Source organism: Natrarchaeobius halalkaliphilus (genome assembly GCF_003841485.1).
Lineage (GTDB): Archaea > Halobacteriota > Halobacteria > Halobacteriales > Natrialbaceae > Natrarchaeobius > Natrarchaeobius halalkaliphilus.
This window is the reverse complement of sequence record NZ_REFY01000008.1, coordinates 37,581-53,023: the sequence shown is the minus strand read 5'-3', so window position 1 is coordinate 53,023 and position 15,443 is coordinate 37,581. Positions and strand designations below refer to the sequence as shown.

14 protein-coding genes and 1 tRNA gene are annotated in these 15,443 nt (G+C 60.5%); 11 read left to right on the top strand and 4 right to left on the bottom strand.

Features of this window, described 5'->3' with window-relative positions:
• Positions 1-35 precede the first annotated feature (35 nt).
• A complete protein-coding gene (locus EA462_RS16855; protein ID WP_124179749.1) occupies positions 36-278 on the bottom strand; it encodes a DUF5822 domain-containing protein in 243 nt (80 codons plus the stop codon).
• A gap of 135 nt (positions 279-413) precedes the next feature.
• Between EA462_RS16855 and panB the strand changes: the two genes are divergently transcribed.
• Complete coding sequence (gene panB, locus EA462_RS16850) at positions 414-1,226, top strand: 3-methyl-2-oxobutanoate hydroxymethyltransferase (RefSeq protein ID WP_124179748.1); 813 nt, start codon at positions 414-416, stop codon at positions 1,224-1,226.
• An 87-nt stretch (positions 1,227-1,313) separates the two neighbouring features.
• On the opposite strand, the gene EA462_RS16845 is transcribed toward panB, so the two are convergent.
• Positions 1,314-2,090, bottom strand: a complete 777-nt coding sequence (locus EA462_RS16845; RefSeq protein WP_124179747.1) for an alpha/beta fold hydrolase — start codon at positions 2,088-2,090, stop codon at positions 1,314-1,316.
• 196 nt (positions 2,091-2,286) lie between these two features.
• Here EA462_RS16845 and EA462_RS16840 point away from each other — a divergent pair, with 196 nt between their 5' ends.
• From EA462_RS16840 to EA462_RS16810, 7 genes are all read left to right on the top strand, one after another.
• Positions 2,287-2,532 (top strand): DUF7127 family protein, encoded by a 246-nt coding sequence (locus EA462_RS16840; RefSeq protein WP_124179746.1) that lies wholly within the window; start codon positions 2,287-2,289, stop codon positions 2,530-2,532.
• Complete coding sequence (locus EA462_RS16835; RefSeq protein ID WP_124179745.1) at positions 2,529-4,793, top strand: CDC48 family AAA ATPase; 2,265 nt, start codon at positions 2,529-2,531, stop codon at positions 4,791-4,793. Before EA462_RS16840 ends, EA462_RS16835 begins: the two co-directional genes overlap by 4 nt.
• A 384-nt stretch (positions 4,794-5,177) precedes the next feature.
• Entirely contained in the window at positions 5,178-5,780 is a 603-nt protein-coding gene (gene sod, locus EA462_RS16830) for a superoxide dismutase (protein WP_124179744.1), read from the top strand.
• Positions 5,781-5,891: 111 nt separating this feature from the next.
• A complete protein-coding gene (locus tag EA462_RS16825) occupies positions 5,892-6,158 on the top strand; it encodes a DUF5827 family protein (protein ID WP_124179743.1) in 267 nt (88 codons plus the stop codon).
• A gap of 48 nt (positions 6,159-6,206) precedes the next feature.
• Complete coding sequence (locus EA462_RS16820; RefSeq protein ID WP_124179742.1) at positions 6,207-7,379, top strand: thiamine ABC transporter substrate-binding protein; 1,173 nt, start codon at positions 6,207-6,209, stop codon at positions 7,377-7,379.
• 15 nt (positions 7,380-7,394) lie between these two features.
• Positions 7,395-9,290, top strand: a complete 1,896-nt coding sequence (locus EA462_RS16815) for an ABC transporter permease (RefSeq protein WP_124179741.1) — start codon at positions 7,395-7,397, stop codon at positions 9,288-9,290.
• Positions 9,287-10,426, top strand: coding sequence for an ABC transporter ATP-binding protein (locus EA462_RS16810; RefSeq protein ID WP_124179740.1), 1,140 nt, complete (start codon positions 9,287-9,289; stop codon positions 10,424-10,426). Before EA462_RS16815 ends, EA462_RS16810 begins: the two co-directional genes overlap by 4 nt.
• Here EA462_RS16810 and EA462_RS16805 read toward each other — a convergent pair.
• Positions 10,417-10,995: an MBL fold metallo-hydrolase gene (locus EA462_RS16805; protein ID WP_124179739.1), complete on the bottom strand. Its 579-nt coding sequence runs from the start codon at positions 10,993-10,995 to the stop codon at positions 10,417-10,419. The two genes, EA462_RS16810 and EA462_RS16805, sit on opposite strands and share 10 nt — an antisense overlap.
• A gap of 144 nt (positions 10,996-11,139) precedes the next feature.
• Between EA462_RS16805 and EA462_RS16800 the strand changes: the two genes are divergently transcribed.
• The 3 genes from EA462_RS16800 to EA462_RS16790 all read left to right on the top strand — a co-directional run bounded on the left by EA462_RS16800 (position 11,140) and on the right by EA462_RS16790 (position 14,006).
• On the top strand, positions 11,140-12,420 hold the full coding sequence (locus EA462_RS16800; protein WP_124179738.1) for a helix-turn-helix transcriptional regulator: 1,281 nt from the start codon (positions 11,140-11,142) through the stop codon (positions 12,418-12,420).
• 160 nt (positions 12,421-12,580) lie between these two features.
• Positions 12,581-12,655 (top strand) — tRNA-Glu (locus EA462_RS16795).
• Between the two features lie 247 nt (positions 12,656-12,902).
• Positions 12,903-14,006: a tyrosine-type recombinase/integrase gene (locus EA462_RS16790; RefSeq protein ID WP_124179737.1), complete on the top strand. Its 1,104-nt coding sequence runs from the start codon at positions 12,903-12,905 to the stop codon at positions 14,004-14,006.
• Positions 14,007-14,016: 10 nt separating this feature from the next.
• On the opposite strand, the gene EA462_RS16785 is transcribed toward EA462_RS16790, so the two are convergent.
• A complete protein-coding gene (locus EA462_RS16785) occupies positions 14,017-15,141 on the bottom strand; it encodes a tyrosine-type recombinase/integrase (RefSeq protein WP_124179736.1) in 1,125 nt (374 codons plus the stop codon).
• Positions 15,142-15,443: the final 302 nt, after the last annotated feature.

The window sequence follows — 15,443 nt, the reverse complement described above, 5'->3', positions numbered from 1 at the left end:
GGTTTCCTCGCACTCAGTTCAGCGGTCGAGTTGGGTCACGTCCGGTCCGTCCGTGTCCGCTTTGCGTACACGAAGACGACGACGGCAGTCGCGAACCAGATCGGCGCACCCACCCGGATCGCGAACTCCGCTCGCACACCCCAGGTCGGAAGCTCGGCGGACAGCGAGAGTAGGGCGACGATCGGCGCGCCGACGACGATCGTGACGACGAAGGTAACTTGCATCACCCAGCCGTAGTCGACGCCGTCGGGCGTGGTCGTTTCGACGGGTTCTGGCACGACTGTCACTCCTGACCCGGTCCTCTTAAGCGTCGCGGGTCGTTGCGTGACCGCGCACGCCTCGTTCCGGAGAGCGTTCGTGCCGAGAGCGCCGCGGAACGATGGCGTTTAGTCCACGGAGGCGAATCAGCGTCTATGCCCACCGTACGGGACGTCAGGGCGAAATCCGGGGAGGAACCGATCACGATGTTGACGGCTTACGACGCCCCAACGGCCGAAATCGTCGACGAGGCCGACGTGGACGTGATCCTCGTCGGTGACAGCGTCGGTAACACGAGTCTCGGATACGAGACGACGCTTCCCGTCACCGTCGAAGACCTTGCTCGCCACGTCGGCGCGGTTTCCAGATCGACGGAGGACGCTCTCGTCGTCGCGGATATGCCCTTTCTCTCGATCGGCGTCGACGAGGCAGACAGCATCGAGAACGCCGGCCGAATGCTCAAAGACGAGGGTGCCCACGCGGTCAAACTCGAGTGCGGTCAACACACCGTCTCGCTCACCGAACGAATGGTTCAACTCGGCATTCCGGTGATGGCACACCTCGGCCTGACACCACAACACGTCAATCAGTACGGCGGGTATCCGAGACAGGGGACCGACCAGGACGGGGCCGAACGAATTCTGGAACTCGCGCGTGCACACGAGAACGCCGGCGCGTTCTCGCTCGTCCTGGAGCACGTCCCGTCGAACCTCGCGGCCGACGTCACCGACGCCCTCGACATACCGACGATCGGAATCGGTGCCGGCCCCGACTGCGACGGACAGGTGCTCGTCGTCGACGACGTGGTCGGGTTGAGTGCGTGGTCCCCCTCGTTTTCCAAACAGTTCGGAACGGTCCGCCGGGAGATGGAATCTGCGATCGATGAGTACGTTTCGGCCGTCGAATCCGGTAGCTTCCCCGCGCCAGAACACAGCCACGAAGCGGACGACCTCGAGGATCTGTACTGAGAACGCGCGGCGGTCTGCTGTAACTGTTTACCGGCGCACCCGGAACCCGGCTCCGGATACGCCGATACTGACTTACAGCGGACCGTATCAGCCCTCGACCGTCTCCAGAAACTCCCGAACGGTCTCGTTGAACGCCGCCGGTTGCTCCAACATCACGAGGTGGGCGGCGTCTTCGATGGTGACGACCGACGCGTCGGGAATCTCGTCGGCGAGGTACTCGTGAAACCAGGGCGGCGTTAACTGGTCGCGTTCCCCACAGATCGCGAGAACGGGAACGTCGATTTTTGAAAGATCGCTACGAACGTCAAACGTGTGGCAGGTTTCGAAGTCACGTCGGACGACCGGCTGTCCGCAGTCGCTCATCGCCGCCTTGGATCGCTCCAGTAACGCCGGCTCGGGGTCGGAAAAGAGACGTCCCGGTTCGTGGAGGAATTCGATCGCCCGATCGAAGTCGGTTTCCAGCCAGATGAGGAGGTCCTCGAGAACGCCGAGTCGTGCGCCGGCTCCGGTCAGGATCGCCGCATCGGGGCGGACGTCCCGTTCGACGATGGCGTGCATGATCGCTGCACCGCCGAGCGAACTTCCGAGCAGGACGCTCGCACCCGTCGCGTCGGTGACGGCGAGTACGTCGTCAGCGTACGCCGAAAGGGCCGAGTACCCCGCTTCCGCCTCGATATCGTCGGACGAGCCGTGGCCGCTGAGATCGAGGGCGACGAGCGGATTCCGATCCGCGAGAGGCAGTTGTGCACGCCAGCGAGCGTGCGTGGATCCGGTTCCGTGGACGCAACAGACCGACGGCCCGTTTCCACCCCGGTCGGTCACCTCGTAGGCGGTCTCGCGCCCGTGGTGTGATACCGTGTGCATACCATCTCACACGAGCGGCGACCGCATAAAGACTGGATTTCTGCCGGAGCCGGTGACCGCGACGGAGGTCGATCGATACGAATCGTCGAAATACCTGAACTACGAACAATGGTCTTTCGCCTATCGTACCGCCCTCTCCGTGTTATTGGGCGAAGGGTTTATATAGTTTGATAGCTTACTTCTGGTTAGTTACAACATGAACATCGAACACTTCGCCCACGAAACAGGCCAGGCGGTCCGACGCTATGAGTACGACGATCACTCGATGCTCGCGGTCGATTTCGGCCCACGAAGCGAGGCTACTGTCGATCTGGTCGGCGGCACCGTCATCGTCGTCGACGGTGGCGATCAGTACGAACTCGAGTTGCCCGACGACGCAGGTGACGCGCACACGTTTATGAAAAACGGCGTGCTCACTATCGAACTGGAGGCCGACCTATGAAACTCACCGTCAAACCACTCAAACAGAAGGACGCGAGTCGCGGATTGGCCGCGATCGATCGCGTCTCGATGAGCGAACTCGACCTCGAGAACGGGGACTATATCGTCATCTCGGGCAACGGCGACGGACAAGCGGTCGCTCGCGTCTGGCCCGGCTACCCCGAAGACGAGGGTCGCGGGATCGTGCGAATCGACGGTCGACTGCGCCAGGAGGCGAACGTCGGAATCGACGATCGCGTGACCGTCGAGCCCGCGGACGTCAAGCCGGCGACGTCGGTCACCGTCGCGCTGCCACAGAACCTCCGGATTCGCGGTGACATCGGGCCGCTCGTCCGGGATAAGCTGTCCGGGCAGGCCGTCACCGAGGGTCAGACGGTTCCGTTCTCGCTGTCGTTCGGACCGATGGCGAGTTCGGGTCAGTCCGTCCCGCTGAAAATCGCCGGCACGTCCCCGGAGGGGACGGTCGTCATCACCGAGTCGACGAGCATCGAAATCTCCGAGACGCCCGCTGAACAGGTCAGCGCCGGCGGTGGCCCCTCCACCGAGGGCGTTCCGAACATCACGTACGAGGACATCGGCGGCCTGGACGACGAACTCGATCAGGTCCGGGAGATGATCGAACTGCCGATGCGCCACCCCGAGTTGTTCCAGCAACTCGGTATCGAGCCGCCGAAAGGCGTCCTCTTGCACGGACCACCGGGAACCGGGAAGACGCTGATGGCGAAAGCCGTCGCCAACGAGATCGACGCCTACTTCGAAACCATCTCCGGTCCGGAGATCATGTCGAAGTACTACGGCGAGTCCGAAGAGCAGCTGCGCGAAGTCTTCGAAGAGGCCGAAGAGAACGCGCCCGCGATCATCTTCATCGACGAACTCGATTCCATCGCCGCAAAGCGCGAGGAGGCCGGCGGTGACGTCGAACGCCGTGTCGTCGCCCAGCTCCTCTCGCTGATGGACGGCCTGGAGGAACGGGGACGCGTTACCGTCATCGCCGCGACCAACCGCGTCGACGACATCGACCCCGCGCTCCGCCGTGGCGGTCGCTTCGACCGCGAGATCGAGATCGGCGTCCCGGACAAGGACGGCCGCAAGGAGATCCTTCAGGTCCACACGCGCGGCATGCCCCTGACGGAGTCGATCGATCTCGACCGCTACGCCGAGAACACCCACGGCTTCGTCGGTGCCGACCTCGAGTCGCTTACACGCGAAAGCGCGATGAACGCGTTGCGCCGGATCCGTCCGGAACTCGACCTCGAGGAAGACGAGATCGACGCGGACGTTCTCGAGTCGCTGCACGTCACCGAAGGGGACTTCAAAGAGGCCCTCAAGGGCATTCAACCCTCGGCGATGCGCGAGGTCTTCGTCGAGGTTCCCGACGTCACCTGGAACGACGTCGGCGGTCTCGAGGACACCAAAGAACGGCTCCGCGAGACGATTCAGTGGCCGCTCGATTTCCCCGAGGTGTTCGAGGCCATGGACATGCAGGCCGCAAAAGGCGTGATGATGTACGGTCCGCCGGGGACCGGGAAGACGATGCTTGCGAAGGCGGTCGCCAACGAGGCCCAGTCGAACTTCATCTCGATCAAGGGCCCGGAGCTCCTCAACAAGTACGTCGGTGAGTCCGAAAAGGGCGTCCGCGAGATCTTCGAGAAGGCACGGTCGAACGCACCGACCGTGATCTTCTTCGACGAGATCGACTCGATCGCGGGCGAACGCGGCCAGCGCCATGGCGATTCGGGCGTCGGAGAACGCGTCGTCTCCCAGCTGCTGACCGAACTCGACGGCCTCGAGGAACTCGAGGACGTGGTCGTCATCGCGACGACTAACCGACCGGATCTGATCGATTCGGCACTGCTCCGTCCGGGCCGCCTCGACAGACACGTCCACGTCCCCGTTCCCGACGAGGACGGTCGCAGACGGATCTTCGAGGTCCACACCCGCAACAAGCCGCTGGCCGACGCGATCGACCTCGACTGGCTCGCCGCTGAGACCGGGGGCTACGTCGGAGCGGACATCGAAGCGGTCTGTCGCGAAGCGTCGATGGCGGCAAGCAGGGAGTTCATCAACTCCGTCGGCGCCGAGGATATCACCGAGACGCTCGACAACGTCCGTATCGCCAAAGCGCACTTCGAACACGCACTCGAGGAGGTCCAACCGAGCGTGACGACGGAGACTCGAGAGCGATACGAAGAGATCGAACAGGAGTTCCAGCAGGCCGAGCCGGGTCAAGAACAGGATCAGCTCGGACGGACCTTCCAGTAAGTAGTCCGTCTACTATCGACTGGTTCGATCCTCGAGCGGGGGTAATGATCGAGAGAAGTATTGGGAACAGCTGTCCGAGATAGTACCACTACAGGAACCAGCTGTCGGCAGGTGGAGTAGAACTATTCCCAGGACTTAGCTAATCCATTACGCCGCTCGAGGGAGTCGGTTCCGCGCCCGAGGACTCGAGGGAGTCGGATTGATTTCGAACGAGTGTCCGCCGCCTTTTCGTTGAAAGGTTTAACACGGTGTCTACCGTGGATCAACTTGGCGTCTAGAGCCGTTCGACCACCGACTGAAAGCGGCTCTTCGATGAGGTGTGATATCATTTCACTCCTCAACACTTAACAGGAGAGACCCCATTATAAATAACAGGTGTAATCCATGACTGATCACGAACTTCCACCACTTCCATACGATTACGACGCACTCGAGCCATCGATCTCGGAACAGGTCGTCACCTGGCATCACGACACCCACCATCAGGGCTACGTAAACGGCCTGAACTCGGCCGAAGAAACCCTCGCTGAGAATCGCGAATCCGGCGAGTTCGGCTCGACCCCCGGCGCGCTTGGCAACGTCACTCACAACGGCTGTGGACACTATCTCCACACGCTGTTCTGGGAGAACATGGCACCGAACGGAGGCGGCGAGCCCGACGGGGATCTGGCCGACCGAATCGAAGAGGACTTCGGTTCCTACGAGGGCTGGAAAGGCGAGTTCGAGGCCGCAGCCGGTGCCGCCGGTGGCTGGGCACTGCTCGTGTACGACCCCGTCGCAAAGCAGCTGCGTAACGTCGCAGTCGACAAACACGACCAGGGCGCACTCTGGGGCTCGCACCCGATCCTCGCGCTGGACGTCTGGGAGCACTCGTACTACTACGACTACGGCCCAGACCGCGGCAGCTTCATCGACGGCTTCTTCGACGTCGTCAACTGGGACTCCGTCGACGAGGAGTACCAGAAGTGCCTCGACCACTTCGAGTAAGCGACGAGTCAGTCAATCTCGATTTTTTGGTGCCGATCGACGAGCAGCGACCGCGTCCTCGTCCGCCGGATAAACGAACGATTTAGGCACTCGAGGAAGTAACTATGGCGTATGCCCGTTCCGAAATCCGAGTTCGACAGTCTTTCACCCTGTGACTTCTATACGCCCGACGAACTCTTCGAGCAAGAGCAGATGTACACGGTCTACGAGATCGCCCGTCTGCTCCAGGGTCTCGATCCCGACGCGGAGATCGACCGGGAGACGGAGGACGTTCTGCTCGACTGGGCGATTCCGTGGATCATGACCAACGCGGACGATCTCGTCGTTGCTGAGCCGCGAAGCGGGGACGAACCCGGCTACTACGGCCTGACGGAGTGAGAATCCCGGATCACAGGCGTTAAGACCACCCGGTGGAACAACCGTGTAATGAGACGACGAACCTTCGTCGGTGCGATCGGTGGTGGAGCGACGCTCGGGTTTGCAGGCTGTGTAACTCGAGACGACGAAAACGGTGGGAACGGTGGGAACGGGTCGGACGACGGATCCGGGTCGGACGATCCCGCGGACGGAACCGACGACTCGAGTACCGATTCGGGCGAAGACGAGCTATCGGGAACGCTCGAGGTCGTCACCTACGAGTCGATGATCGACGGCGAAAATCCCGCCGGTCCCTGGCTCAAAGACGCCTTCGAGGACGAATATCCCGACGTCGAACTCGAGTGGACGCTCCTGCCGGACGGCGGGATCAACCACTACATCCAGCGGGCCGATCAGGGGGCGGACATCGATCCCGACGTCTATCTCGGATTGAACATCGACGATCTCGTCACCGTCGACGACAACTTAGCGGACGGCGGGCTGTTCCAGGAACTCGACACCGGAGCGATCGAACACGCGGATCGGATCCGTGACGGCCTCGACATGGGCGACCCACACGGTCGCGCCCTCGCCTACGACACGGGCTACATCAGCCTCGTCTACGACGAGAGTGAGGTCGACGCACCTGAGACGTTCGACGATCTGACCGAGCCGGAGTACGAAGACGCGTTGTTGGCTCAAAACGCCCAGACGTCCGACCCCGGGCAGGCGTTCCTCCTGTGGACGATCGACGCATTCGGAGAGGACGGCTATCTCGACTACTGGGGCGACCTCGAGGAGAACGGCGTTCGCGTCCTCGAAGACTGGACGGAGTCGTACTACGGCGCGTACATGGAAGAGGAGCGACCGATGGTCGTCTCCTATTCGACCGATCAGGTGTTCGCCGTCGCGGAGGGCAACGATATGACCCGTCACCAGATCGCGTTCCCCAACGATCAGGGCTATGCAAATCCCGAGGGGATGGCGATCTTCGACGACAGCGAGAGCGCGGATCTCGCTGCGGCCTTCTTCGATTTCGTCCTCTCGAACGAACCTCAGGCCGAGATCGCCCAGCGAAACGTCCAGTTCCCAGCGGTCGACGAGGAGTACGTCGACCTCGACGAGGAGTTCGACGAGTACGCCCACGTTCCCCTGGAGGCGGTGACGGTCGGTTACGATCAGCTCCGCGGAAATCTGGACGGGTGGGTCGACGACTGGGCACGCGAGTTCGCGAGTCAGTAACCGGACGCCGAATCCGTGCCCACAACGCGTCGTTTTCCCGCAGCGTTCGATCGCGTTCTGAACTGGCTCGAGCAGCGCCTGCTCTGGCTGGCTGCGATCGTCACGGGAGCCGTCCTCGTCGTGATGCTGTACCTTCCCGTCGGCGTCGTGTTCGTCGAGGCAATCCTCGAGGACGGAGCTCCGACGCTGGGACACTTCGCGGAGGTCCTGACCGATCCGTTCTACTTCGGCGCGCTGGCGGACGTCTTCGCGGATCCCCTCGCCGTCGGCACGCATCTCGGCTCGCTCGCGGGATGGCTCGGAGCGGTCTCGCTCTCGGTTTCACTCGAGTATCCCGTACCCGTCGTCGACGTTCCGGTGCCGTGGATCGCTCTCGAGACGCCCGGCGTTCGGATGGGCCTGTTCGGGTTTACGGCCTATCAGGCAGGGCTCTCGACGATCGCGAGTCTCGCACTCGGATTGCCGGCTGCGTACGTGCTCGCGAACTACGAGTTCTACGGACGACGCACGCTCCGTTCGCTGACGATCGTGCCGTTCGTCCTGCCGGGAATCATGGTCGCCGTCGGCTTCTACGCGATGTTCGGTCGGACGGGAACGCTCAACTCGATCCTCAGCGTCGTCGGGCTCGGCCCGTTCGCGTTCATCGAGGCCAACCCGCTCGCGATCGTCGTCGTCGCCCACGCCTTCTACAACGCGCCCCTGGTCGCCCGGATCACCGTCGCGGCCTGGGAATCGGTCGATAGACGAGCGGTCGAGACCGCCCGCAGCCTCGGAGCGAACGAACGCCGTGCGTTTCGAGACGTCGTCGTCCCACAGCTCACGCCCGCGATTTTCACCGGCGCGCTGTTGACGTTCATCTTTACGTTCATGACGTTCCCCATCGTCCTCGCGCTCGGCGGGCTCGGCCTCGCGACCGTCGAAGTCTGGATCTACGACCGGATCCAGCGACTGGATTACGCCGAAGCCGCGACGCTCGCGATCCTCGAGACGCTCCTCTCGCTCGGACTCACCTACGCCTATCTCAGGTACGAGTCGGCCCAGACGGGATTCGCCCAGAGCGCGTCGTCCTCCCCCAAGGAGCCGCTGTTCCCCGATCTTCGAACGACGTTCACGCCGAAACGACTCGCCGTCGTGGCGTACGGACTCGTCGCCCTCGTCGTCTTCGCCGGTCCGCTCGCGAGTCTCGTCGCCGGGAGCGTCACCGACGGGGGCGGGTTCACGCTCCGGAACTACGCGTTCTTGCTCGAGCGCCAACTGGAGGGGGCGAGCTTCCAGACGCTGCCGTTGCCGGCTATTCGAAACTCGCTGCTGTTCGGATTCGCGACGCTCCTCGTTGCGGTTCCGATGGGCGTCGTCATCTCCGTGCTCACGGTTCGTGCCGGCCGCAGTGGAACCGTCGTCGACACGCTCGCGATGCTTCCACTCGCCGTCAGCGGGATCGTCTTCGGGATCGGCCTGTTGCAGGGACTCGTTTTCGGCGTCTCGCTCCCCGGCGGCTGGCGGATTCAGATCACGGGTGCAGTCGCCATCGTCATCGCACACGCGGTCGCCGCCTACCCGTTCGTCACGCGAACCGTCTCCCCGCTGCTCTCGAGTCTCGATCCCGCGATGGTCGAGTCGGCCCGCGCGCTCGGCGCCTCGCGTTACCGCGCGCTCGTCGACATCGAGCTTCCGCTTGTCGCGAGCGGAATCGTCGCCGGCGCGGCGTTCGCGTTCGCCATCTCGATCGGTGAGTTCTCTTCGACGGTGATTTTGGCGAGCGGGAGCGACAGCTACACCATGCCGGTCGCCGTCGAACGATACCTCGGCCGCCGCTCGGGGCCAGCGATCGCGATGGGGACGCTACTGTTGCTCGTCACCGCGGCCAGCTTCGTCGTCATCGACCGCGTCGGCGGGAGGTACGAACTGTGACAGAGCTCCGACTCGAGGGGGTCTCGAAACGCTACGGTGCGAGCGGATCCGGGGCTGCCGACGACGAGGACGACGAGCGGACGGGAGAACGCCGGACGGTCGCGCTCGAGGGCGTCGACCTGACCGTCCGAGACGGCGAGTTCTTTACGCTCGTCGGTCCATCGGGCTGTGGAAAGACGACGACGCTCCGAACGATCGCGGGGTTCGAGGAGCCGACGACCGGAGTCGTGACGTTCGACGGTGAATCGATGGCCGGCGTGCCACCGGAGCGCCGTAATATCGGCGTCGTCTTCCAGAGCTACGCGCTTTTTCCACACATGAACGTCGCGGAGAACGTCGCCTACGGTCTCCAGTTCCAGGAGCCACCGGCGGGAACGACGTCAGACGAGCGCGTCAGCGAACTCCTCGAGCTGGTCGACCTCTCGGGAATGGGCCATCGAGATCCGGATCAGTTGTCGGGCGGCCAGCAACAGCGGGTGGCGCTCGCTCGCGCGCTCGCCCCGCAGCCGGAGTTGCTCTTGCTCGACGAGCCGATGAGCGCCCTCGATGCGCGCCTCAGGGAGTCCCTTCGCCTCCAGCTCGCACAGATCCAGTCCGAACTCGGAATCACGACCGTCTACGTCACGCACGACCAGGAAGAGGCGCTCGCGATCTCTGACCGACTCGCTGTACTGAACCGGGGACGAGTCGAGCAGATCGGGACGCCACAGCAGATTTACCACGAGCCGGCTACCAGATTCGTCGCGGATTTCGTCGGTGACAACAACGTCTTCGACGGGAGCGTCCGTCACTCGAGCGGGGACCGGATTCGAGTTACCGTCGACGGCGTGACGTTCGAGCTCGGTTCACCCGTCGATCGGACGGCGGATCCGATCGGACCCCCCACTGACCGGGAACGCGATCGGGTCAGTTTCTGCGTTCGTCCGGAGGCGCTCACACGAACCGCCGATCGAAATCGGTTCTCGGTCGCCGTCGAAACCTGTGAGTTCCTTGGAGAGAGCGTTCGCGTCCACGGGTGCTGGAACGAGGTTCCGATCGTGTTACGACTCTCGGACGTTCCGGACGGCGAAGAGGTAACTGTCGGATTCGATCCCGCGGACGCGCGGCTCCTGAACGCGACTCCGTCTCAGACCTGACGGGCCATCTCCGCCGATAGCTCGACGTGGTCGTACGGATCGACCGTCACGCTCGGCCCGTGGCCGGTGTGCATCTCTTCTAGGTCCTCGTCGATCCGGTCTACGAGGCGATCGATGCTTCGTATCAGCATCTCTCGGTTTCCTTCTTCGAGATCCGTTCGACCGAAGCTTCCGTTCTGAAAGACGAGATCGCCGGCCAACAGGACGCCCGCCTCCTCGGAATAGAAACAGAGGTGGTCGTCCTTGTGGCCGGGCGTGTGAAGGGCGACGTACTCGTGGTCGCCCAGCCGGACTGATTCGTCGTCCTCGATCGCGTGATCGACGCCGTCGACCGACGCGTCGTACCCCCACGCGTCCGCGTCGAACGCGTCTTTGACTGCCGCGAGATTACCGACGTGATCGGGATGTGTATGCGTGAGAACGACCGCATCGAGACCGTCGACGCGATCCCGAATTCGCTCGACGACGTCGAAGTTCGAACCCGGGTCTATCAGGACCGTTCGCTGGCCCTTGAGGAGGTAGACGTTGCTGGTAAACGCCTGTACACCCTGTGCGAGGTTGCTGAGCATAGCCGTGGATACAGCCCCGATCCGTTTGTGCGTATCGACACGGACTCGAGGACAAATCTGTCAGGCAGGATACTGATTCGGGCGAGATCGTAGACACCCGGTATTCACAAGGATTTTTAGCTCCGGCACGTAGTGATAGCACGAATGATTCGGTCGGTTTCCGTTGGGTTCGTCGTTCTTCTCGTCGTCCTCTCAGTCGCCGGTGTCAGTAGTCCGACGATGCTGACCCACACCGCGGCCGGAGACGGTTCCGAGACGTATCAGACGGTCGAGGAACCGATCGCTCCGTCGACGTTGCCGATCAGCCAAAGCGACATCGACTCGAGTGACTTCGACACGACGACCTTCGAAATCGTCGTCCACAAAAACGGTAGCGCGACGTGGACGTTCCGCCACGAACAGCGCCTCGACGGCTCCGAGGACGAAAGCGAAGCCGAGGCGCGCAGTACCTTTCAGGCGTTCGCTGAGGAGTTCGAATCCGAGGACGCTGAACCGGGGCTCTACCAGCGCTTTACCGACCAGGCTCTGGCCCTGACCGACAGAGGGAACGAAGTCACGGACCGCGAAATGGACGCCACCGATTTTACCAGATCCGCGAGGATCGACGAGCAACTCAACCCGATGGGGATCGTCGAGATGTCGTTCGTCTGGCACGGGTTCGCAGCCGCGGATAACGGCACGGTCGTCGTGGGCGACGTCTTTCAGGACATCTACATCACGGACGACCAGTCGATCCTCATCGAGGCCGACGACGACCTCGTCTTCCAGACCGCAGAACCCGATCCACAGTACGTCGGAGCGAACCTCGAGAACGCAGACTCGGTCCAGTGGAGCGGCGAGCGCGAGTTCCTCGATGGTCACCCACGGGTCGTATTCGAGCACGCGGAGCCCGAATCTGGCAACTCGAACACCGGACCGCTCTCGAGTGTCACCGGCGGAGACGACGGGGAACGCTCGTGGTCCAGTGTCGCGCCAGTCCTCGGCGGCGTCATCCTGACCGCGCTCGCTTCGGTCTTCGTCTGGCATCGTCGTCGAGGCACGAACGCCGACGACGATCACGGTGACGTCTCGCAGATCTCTCGGCCGGCCGAAACCGACGCTGTCGCAGCCGATAGCGGGGGTGCCGAACTCCGATCTGAGCCTGAGAAAGGCGTGGAGGCGGAGACGATATCCGACGGATCTCTGAACGACGACGACTTGCTCACCGACGAGGATCGGGTAATCAAGCTCATTCGAGAGAACGGTGGCCGAATGAAACAGGTCAACATCGTCGAGGATACCGGCTGGTCGAAATCCAAAGTCAGCATGCTCCTCTCGGATATGGAAGACGAAGGGACGATCAGCAAGCTTCGGGTGGGCCGCGAGAACATCATCAGTCTCGACGGGTTCGAACCCGAGGCGACGAAGTCGCCGTTCGAAAAGTAATCGTCCGTCAACTTCCTCACCTCATTCGCTTCGCTCGTTCCTCGAGAAAGAGGACTCCGCGCTACCGCTTCAGTTAAAACGTGAGACGAGTGCTCACGGGTAATTCGAAACGGAATGCTTAAACACCGTACGGCGCTACTGCAGAACGCACACGTCGCGCGCTCCGATGGTGTAGTCCGGCCAATCATATTGCCCTCTCACGGCAATGACCTGGGTTCGAATCCCAGTCGGAGCACTCCTTTCCCGACGCCTTCTTTCGGTTTTGGCCTGCGGAGGTCACCAATGTTCGACTCAACGCTCAGGCCAAGTAAACTCGAAGGATTCACATACAGCCACGCCTTCTTGCGATTCCGTTGTTTTGCCGGGCTATCCGATTCGCAGGACTCCGCAGCAAACTCGGAGTCGTCTGGTGATTTCGGGATTTGGCCACAATTGATGGATTCGCAAAAAGCTGCTCAAAGCCACAGGACGGAGGCGTAACAATGATCGATCTCGACGAATACCCAATCACTACCGAAAATTCGGAGTCGTACCTGAACAAACGACAGCTACTCGACTATCGATCAGAACGTGAGGAGTGTCTGGAGTGGCTACTTACGTTCGGAAAGAAGCCAGTGGAAGCGACTGGGTACGCCCCAGGTACGGTAAAACCGCGGTGCTACCGTATGGACCGCTTCTATCGGTACGTATGGGAGTTGGAAGACGGTTATACTGTGAATCTCACACACGAACATGCCGACTCCTGGATGAACCATCTCGCTCGCCGTGACGTGAGCGCCACGCACAAGCGAAACTGTATGAAGTCACTCATGATGCTGTACAAGTGGCTCCATCACGAACGCGGACTCGGTGAGTGGGAACCGGAGTTCAGATTCTCTGCTGATAGCAGTAATCAGCCTCGGGACTACCTCACCATGGAAGAACGACGGGAGATCCGTGATGCCGCGCTTGAGTACGGATCCGTACCTTCGTACAACAACCTCACCTCTGCTGAACGAGATCGCTGGAAACAGTACTTATCACAGAGGTTCGAGAAGCCGAAATCAGAAATCACACCGGACGATTGGGAACGAGCCAACGGGTGGAAATTCCCGTCACTCGTCTGGACGAGTCTCGACGCTGGGCTACGGCCTATCGAGGTCGAGCGGGCAACGCTCTCATGGGTTGATGCCGACAACAGTGTGCTTCGAATTCCGAAAGAGGAGAGCTCGAAAAACACAGAGCACTGGGTCGTCGGCCTGCGAGACCGAACCGCGGAAATCCTCCGAAAGTGGTGCCAGCAGCGCCGAACGTATCCGCAGTACGATGGAACTGACACGCTCTGGTTGACCCGTCAACGGAACCCGTATGGTCAGTCAGCACTCCGTGATGTCCTGCACCGACTGTGTGATATTGCTGGTATCGATATCGAACATCGTCAAATGAGTTGGTATACCATACGCCACTCCGTTGGCACTTATATGACTCGTGAAGAAGATCTCGCTGCAGCGCAGACACAACTTCGTCACAAGAGTCCGGAGACAACAATGAAATACGATCAAACTCCAGTTGAAGACCGACGGGACGCTCTGGATCGTATGGGATAACTCTTCACCATCACATAATCTCAGCCGCTTCGCGTTTGAGTTCCGGCAACTTGTGAACATACTTACTCGCAGCTTCAGTCGTGTTCTGTCTGAGTTGCTCTGCAACGATTTCGAGATCCCGGTATTCGTCGTAGATGTAGGTCCCGATCGCATGCCGAAATGAATACCAGACAAGCATTCGGCCACGTGTTTCAATGCCAGCCTCCTCCATGAGGTTTCTTAGAAGATAATTCAACGGCCCGGAATCGTACGGGTTGCCTTTTCGGTTGAGCCAGATTTCATCGCGGCCATCATAGCACTCCAACAGTTCTCGCTGTTCTAACCAATTCTCAAGATAGAGGGCCTCTTCATCAGTCAGTTCAACGTTCCACGGATCATCGTTTTTCGGAGCTTCACCCGCCGGTATGTGAATTGTTTGGGTCTTCGGTTCGTACCACTGCAGCTTCATTCGTCCAACCAGATCCGGTCGCCATCCGTGCCCACGGCTCGTTCGGATGAGCGAGGGAATCTTCCAAGAGCGATTGATTTTCTCCCAGTCATCGGGATGTACGTTTTCTTTTGGCTTGCCAAGCTCCTGAGCAATATAGGCTCTGCACCTGTCTCGTTCATCAGGCGTCTGATTGCTGTAACTCTTGATGGACTTGTAGGTGAGTGCTGCTTCCGTCAAGAGCTTCAGTTCCTCCTTCGTAAACGGATCTGGTCTGTTTTCCTTCTGTGGACCGTTATCACTGAACTCATACTCTGGCTGCCAATCTTCATTCTGGAATGAGCACCAGTTCTTCAGTACGTCGTTAAATTTACGTTTGCTACCGTCCACGTATGGATCTCCGTCGAACTTCTGGAGCTGATCCTTCTCTAGTGCAAGATTGATTTTGTCTAGATCATCGGTACCAATTTCCGTTATAACTTCTTCTGAGGTCCAGAGCCACTTTATCATCCTGTGGAAGCGAGAAACTCGCTCGGCAACTACACCGTCCGAGTAACCGATATTCCGTTTTGGCTCTTTGGCTTCGGTCGCTAGATACTCACTAAATCGAACCAACTTTGCGTTGTAGACCTCTTTTTGCCGCGCATTGAGCAGCGCTAACTGGTCGTCAGAGACGGGTTGCTCAGGATCTTCTTCACGGCTGCTCATTATATACCTCCTTGTGATGGCAATTGCCCACCGATAGGCGTGGTTAGATCGAGGCGTTGAATGCAGGATAAATACAGCCTGCGTCTGCCCAATTGCGTGGTACGACGCCTGTCGTTCATTGCACACAGCCCAATGAATTGGGTACTTAAAATCTCTCGCCGTGTGAGATGCAGCGGATGACAATTCGATGAATATCGCCTTATCAAGGTCTGTACCAACCGAATTAATTATGCCATTTTGAAACGGGGATGATATATTACTTGATTAGCTGATTATAGAGAGACGACCAATCGTGTTGTGTT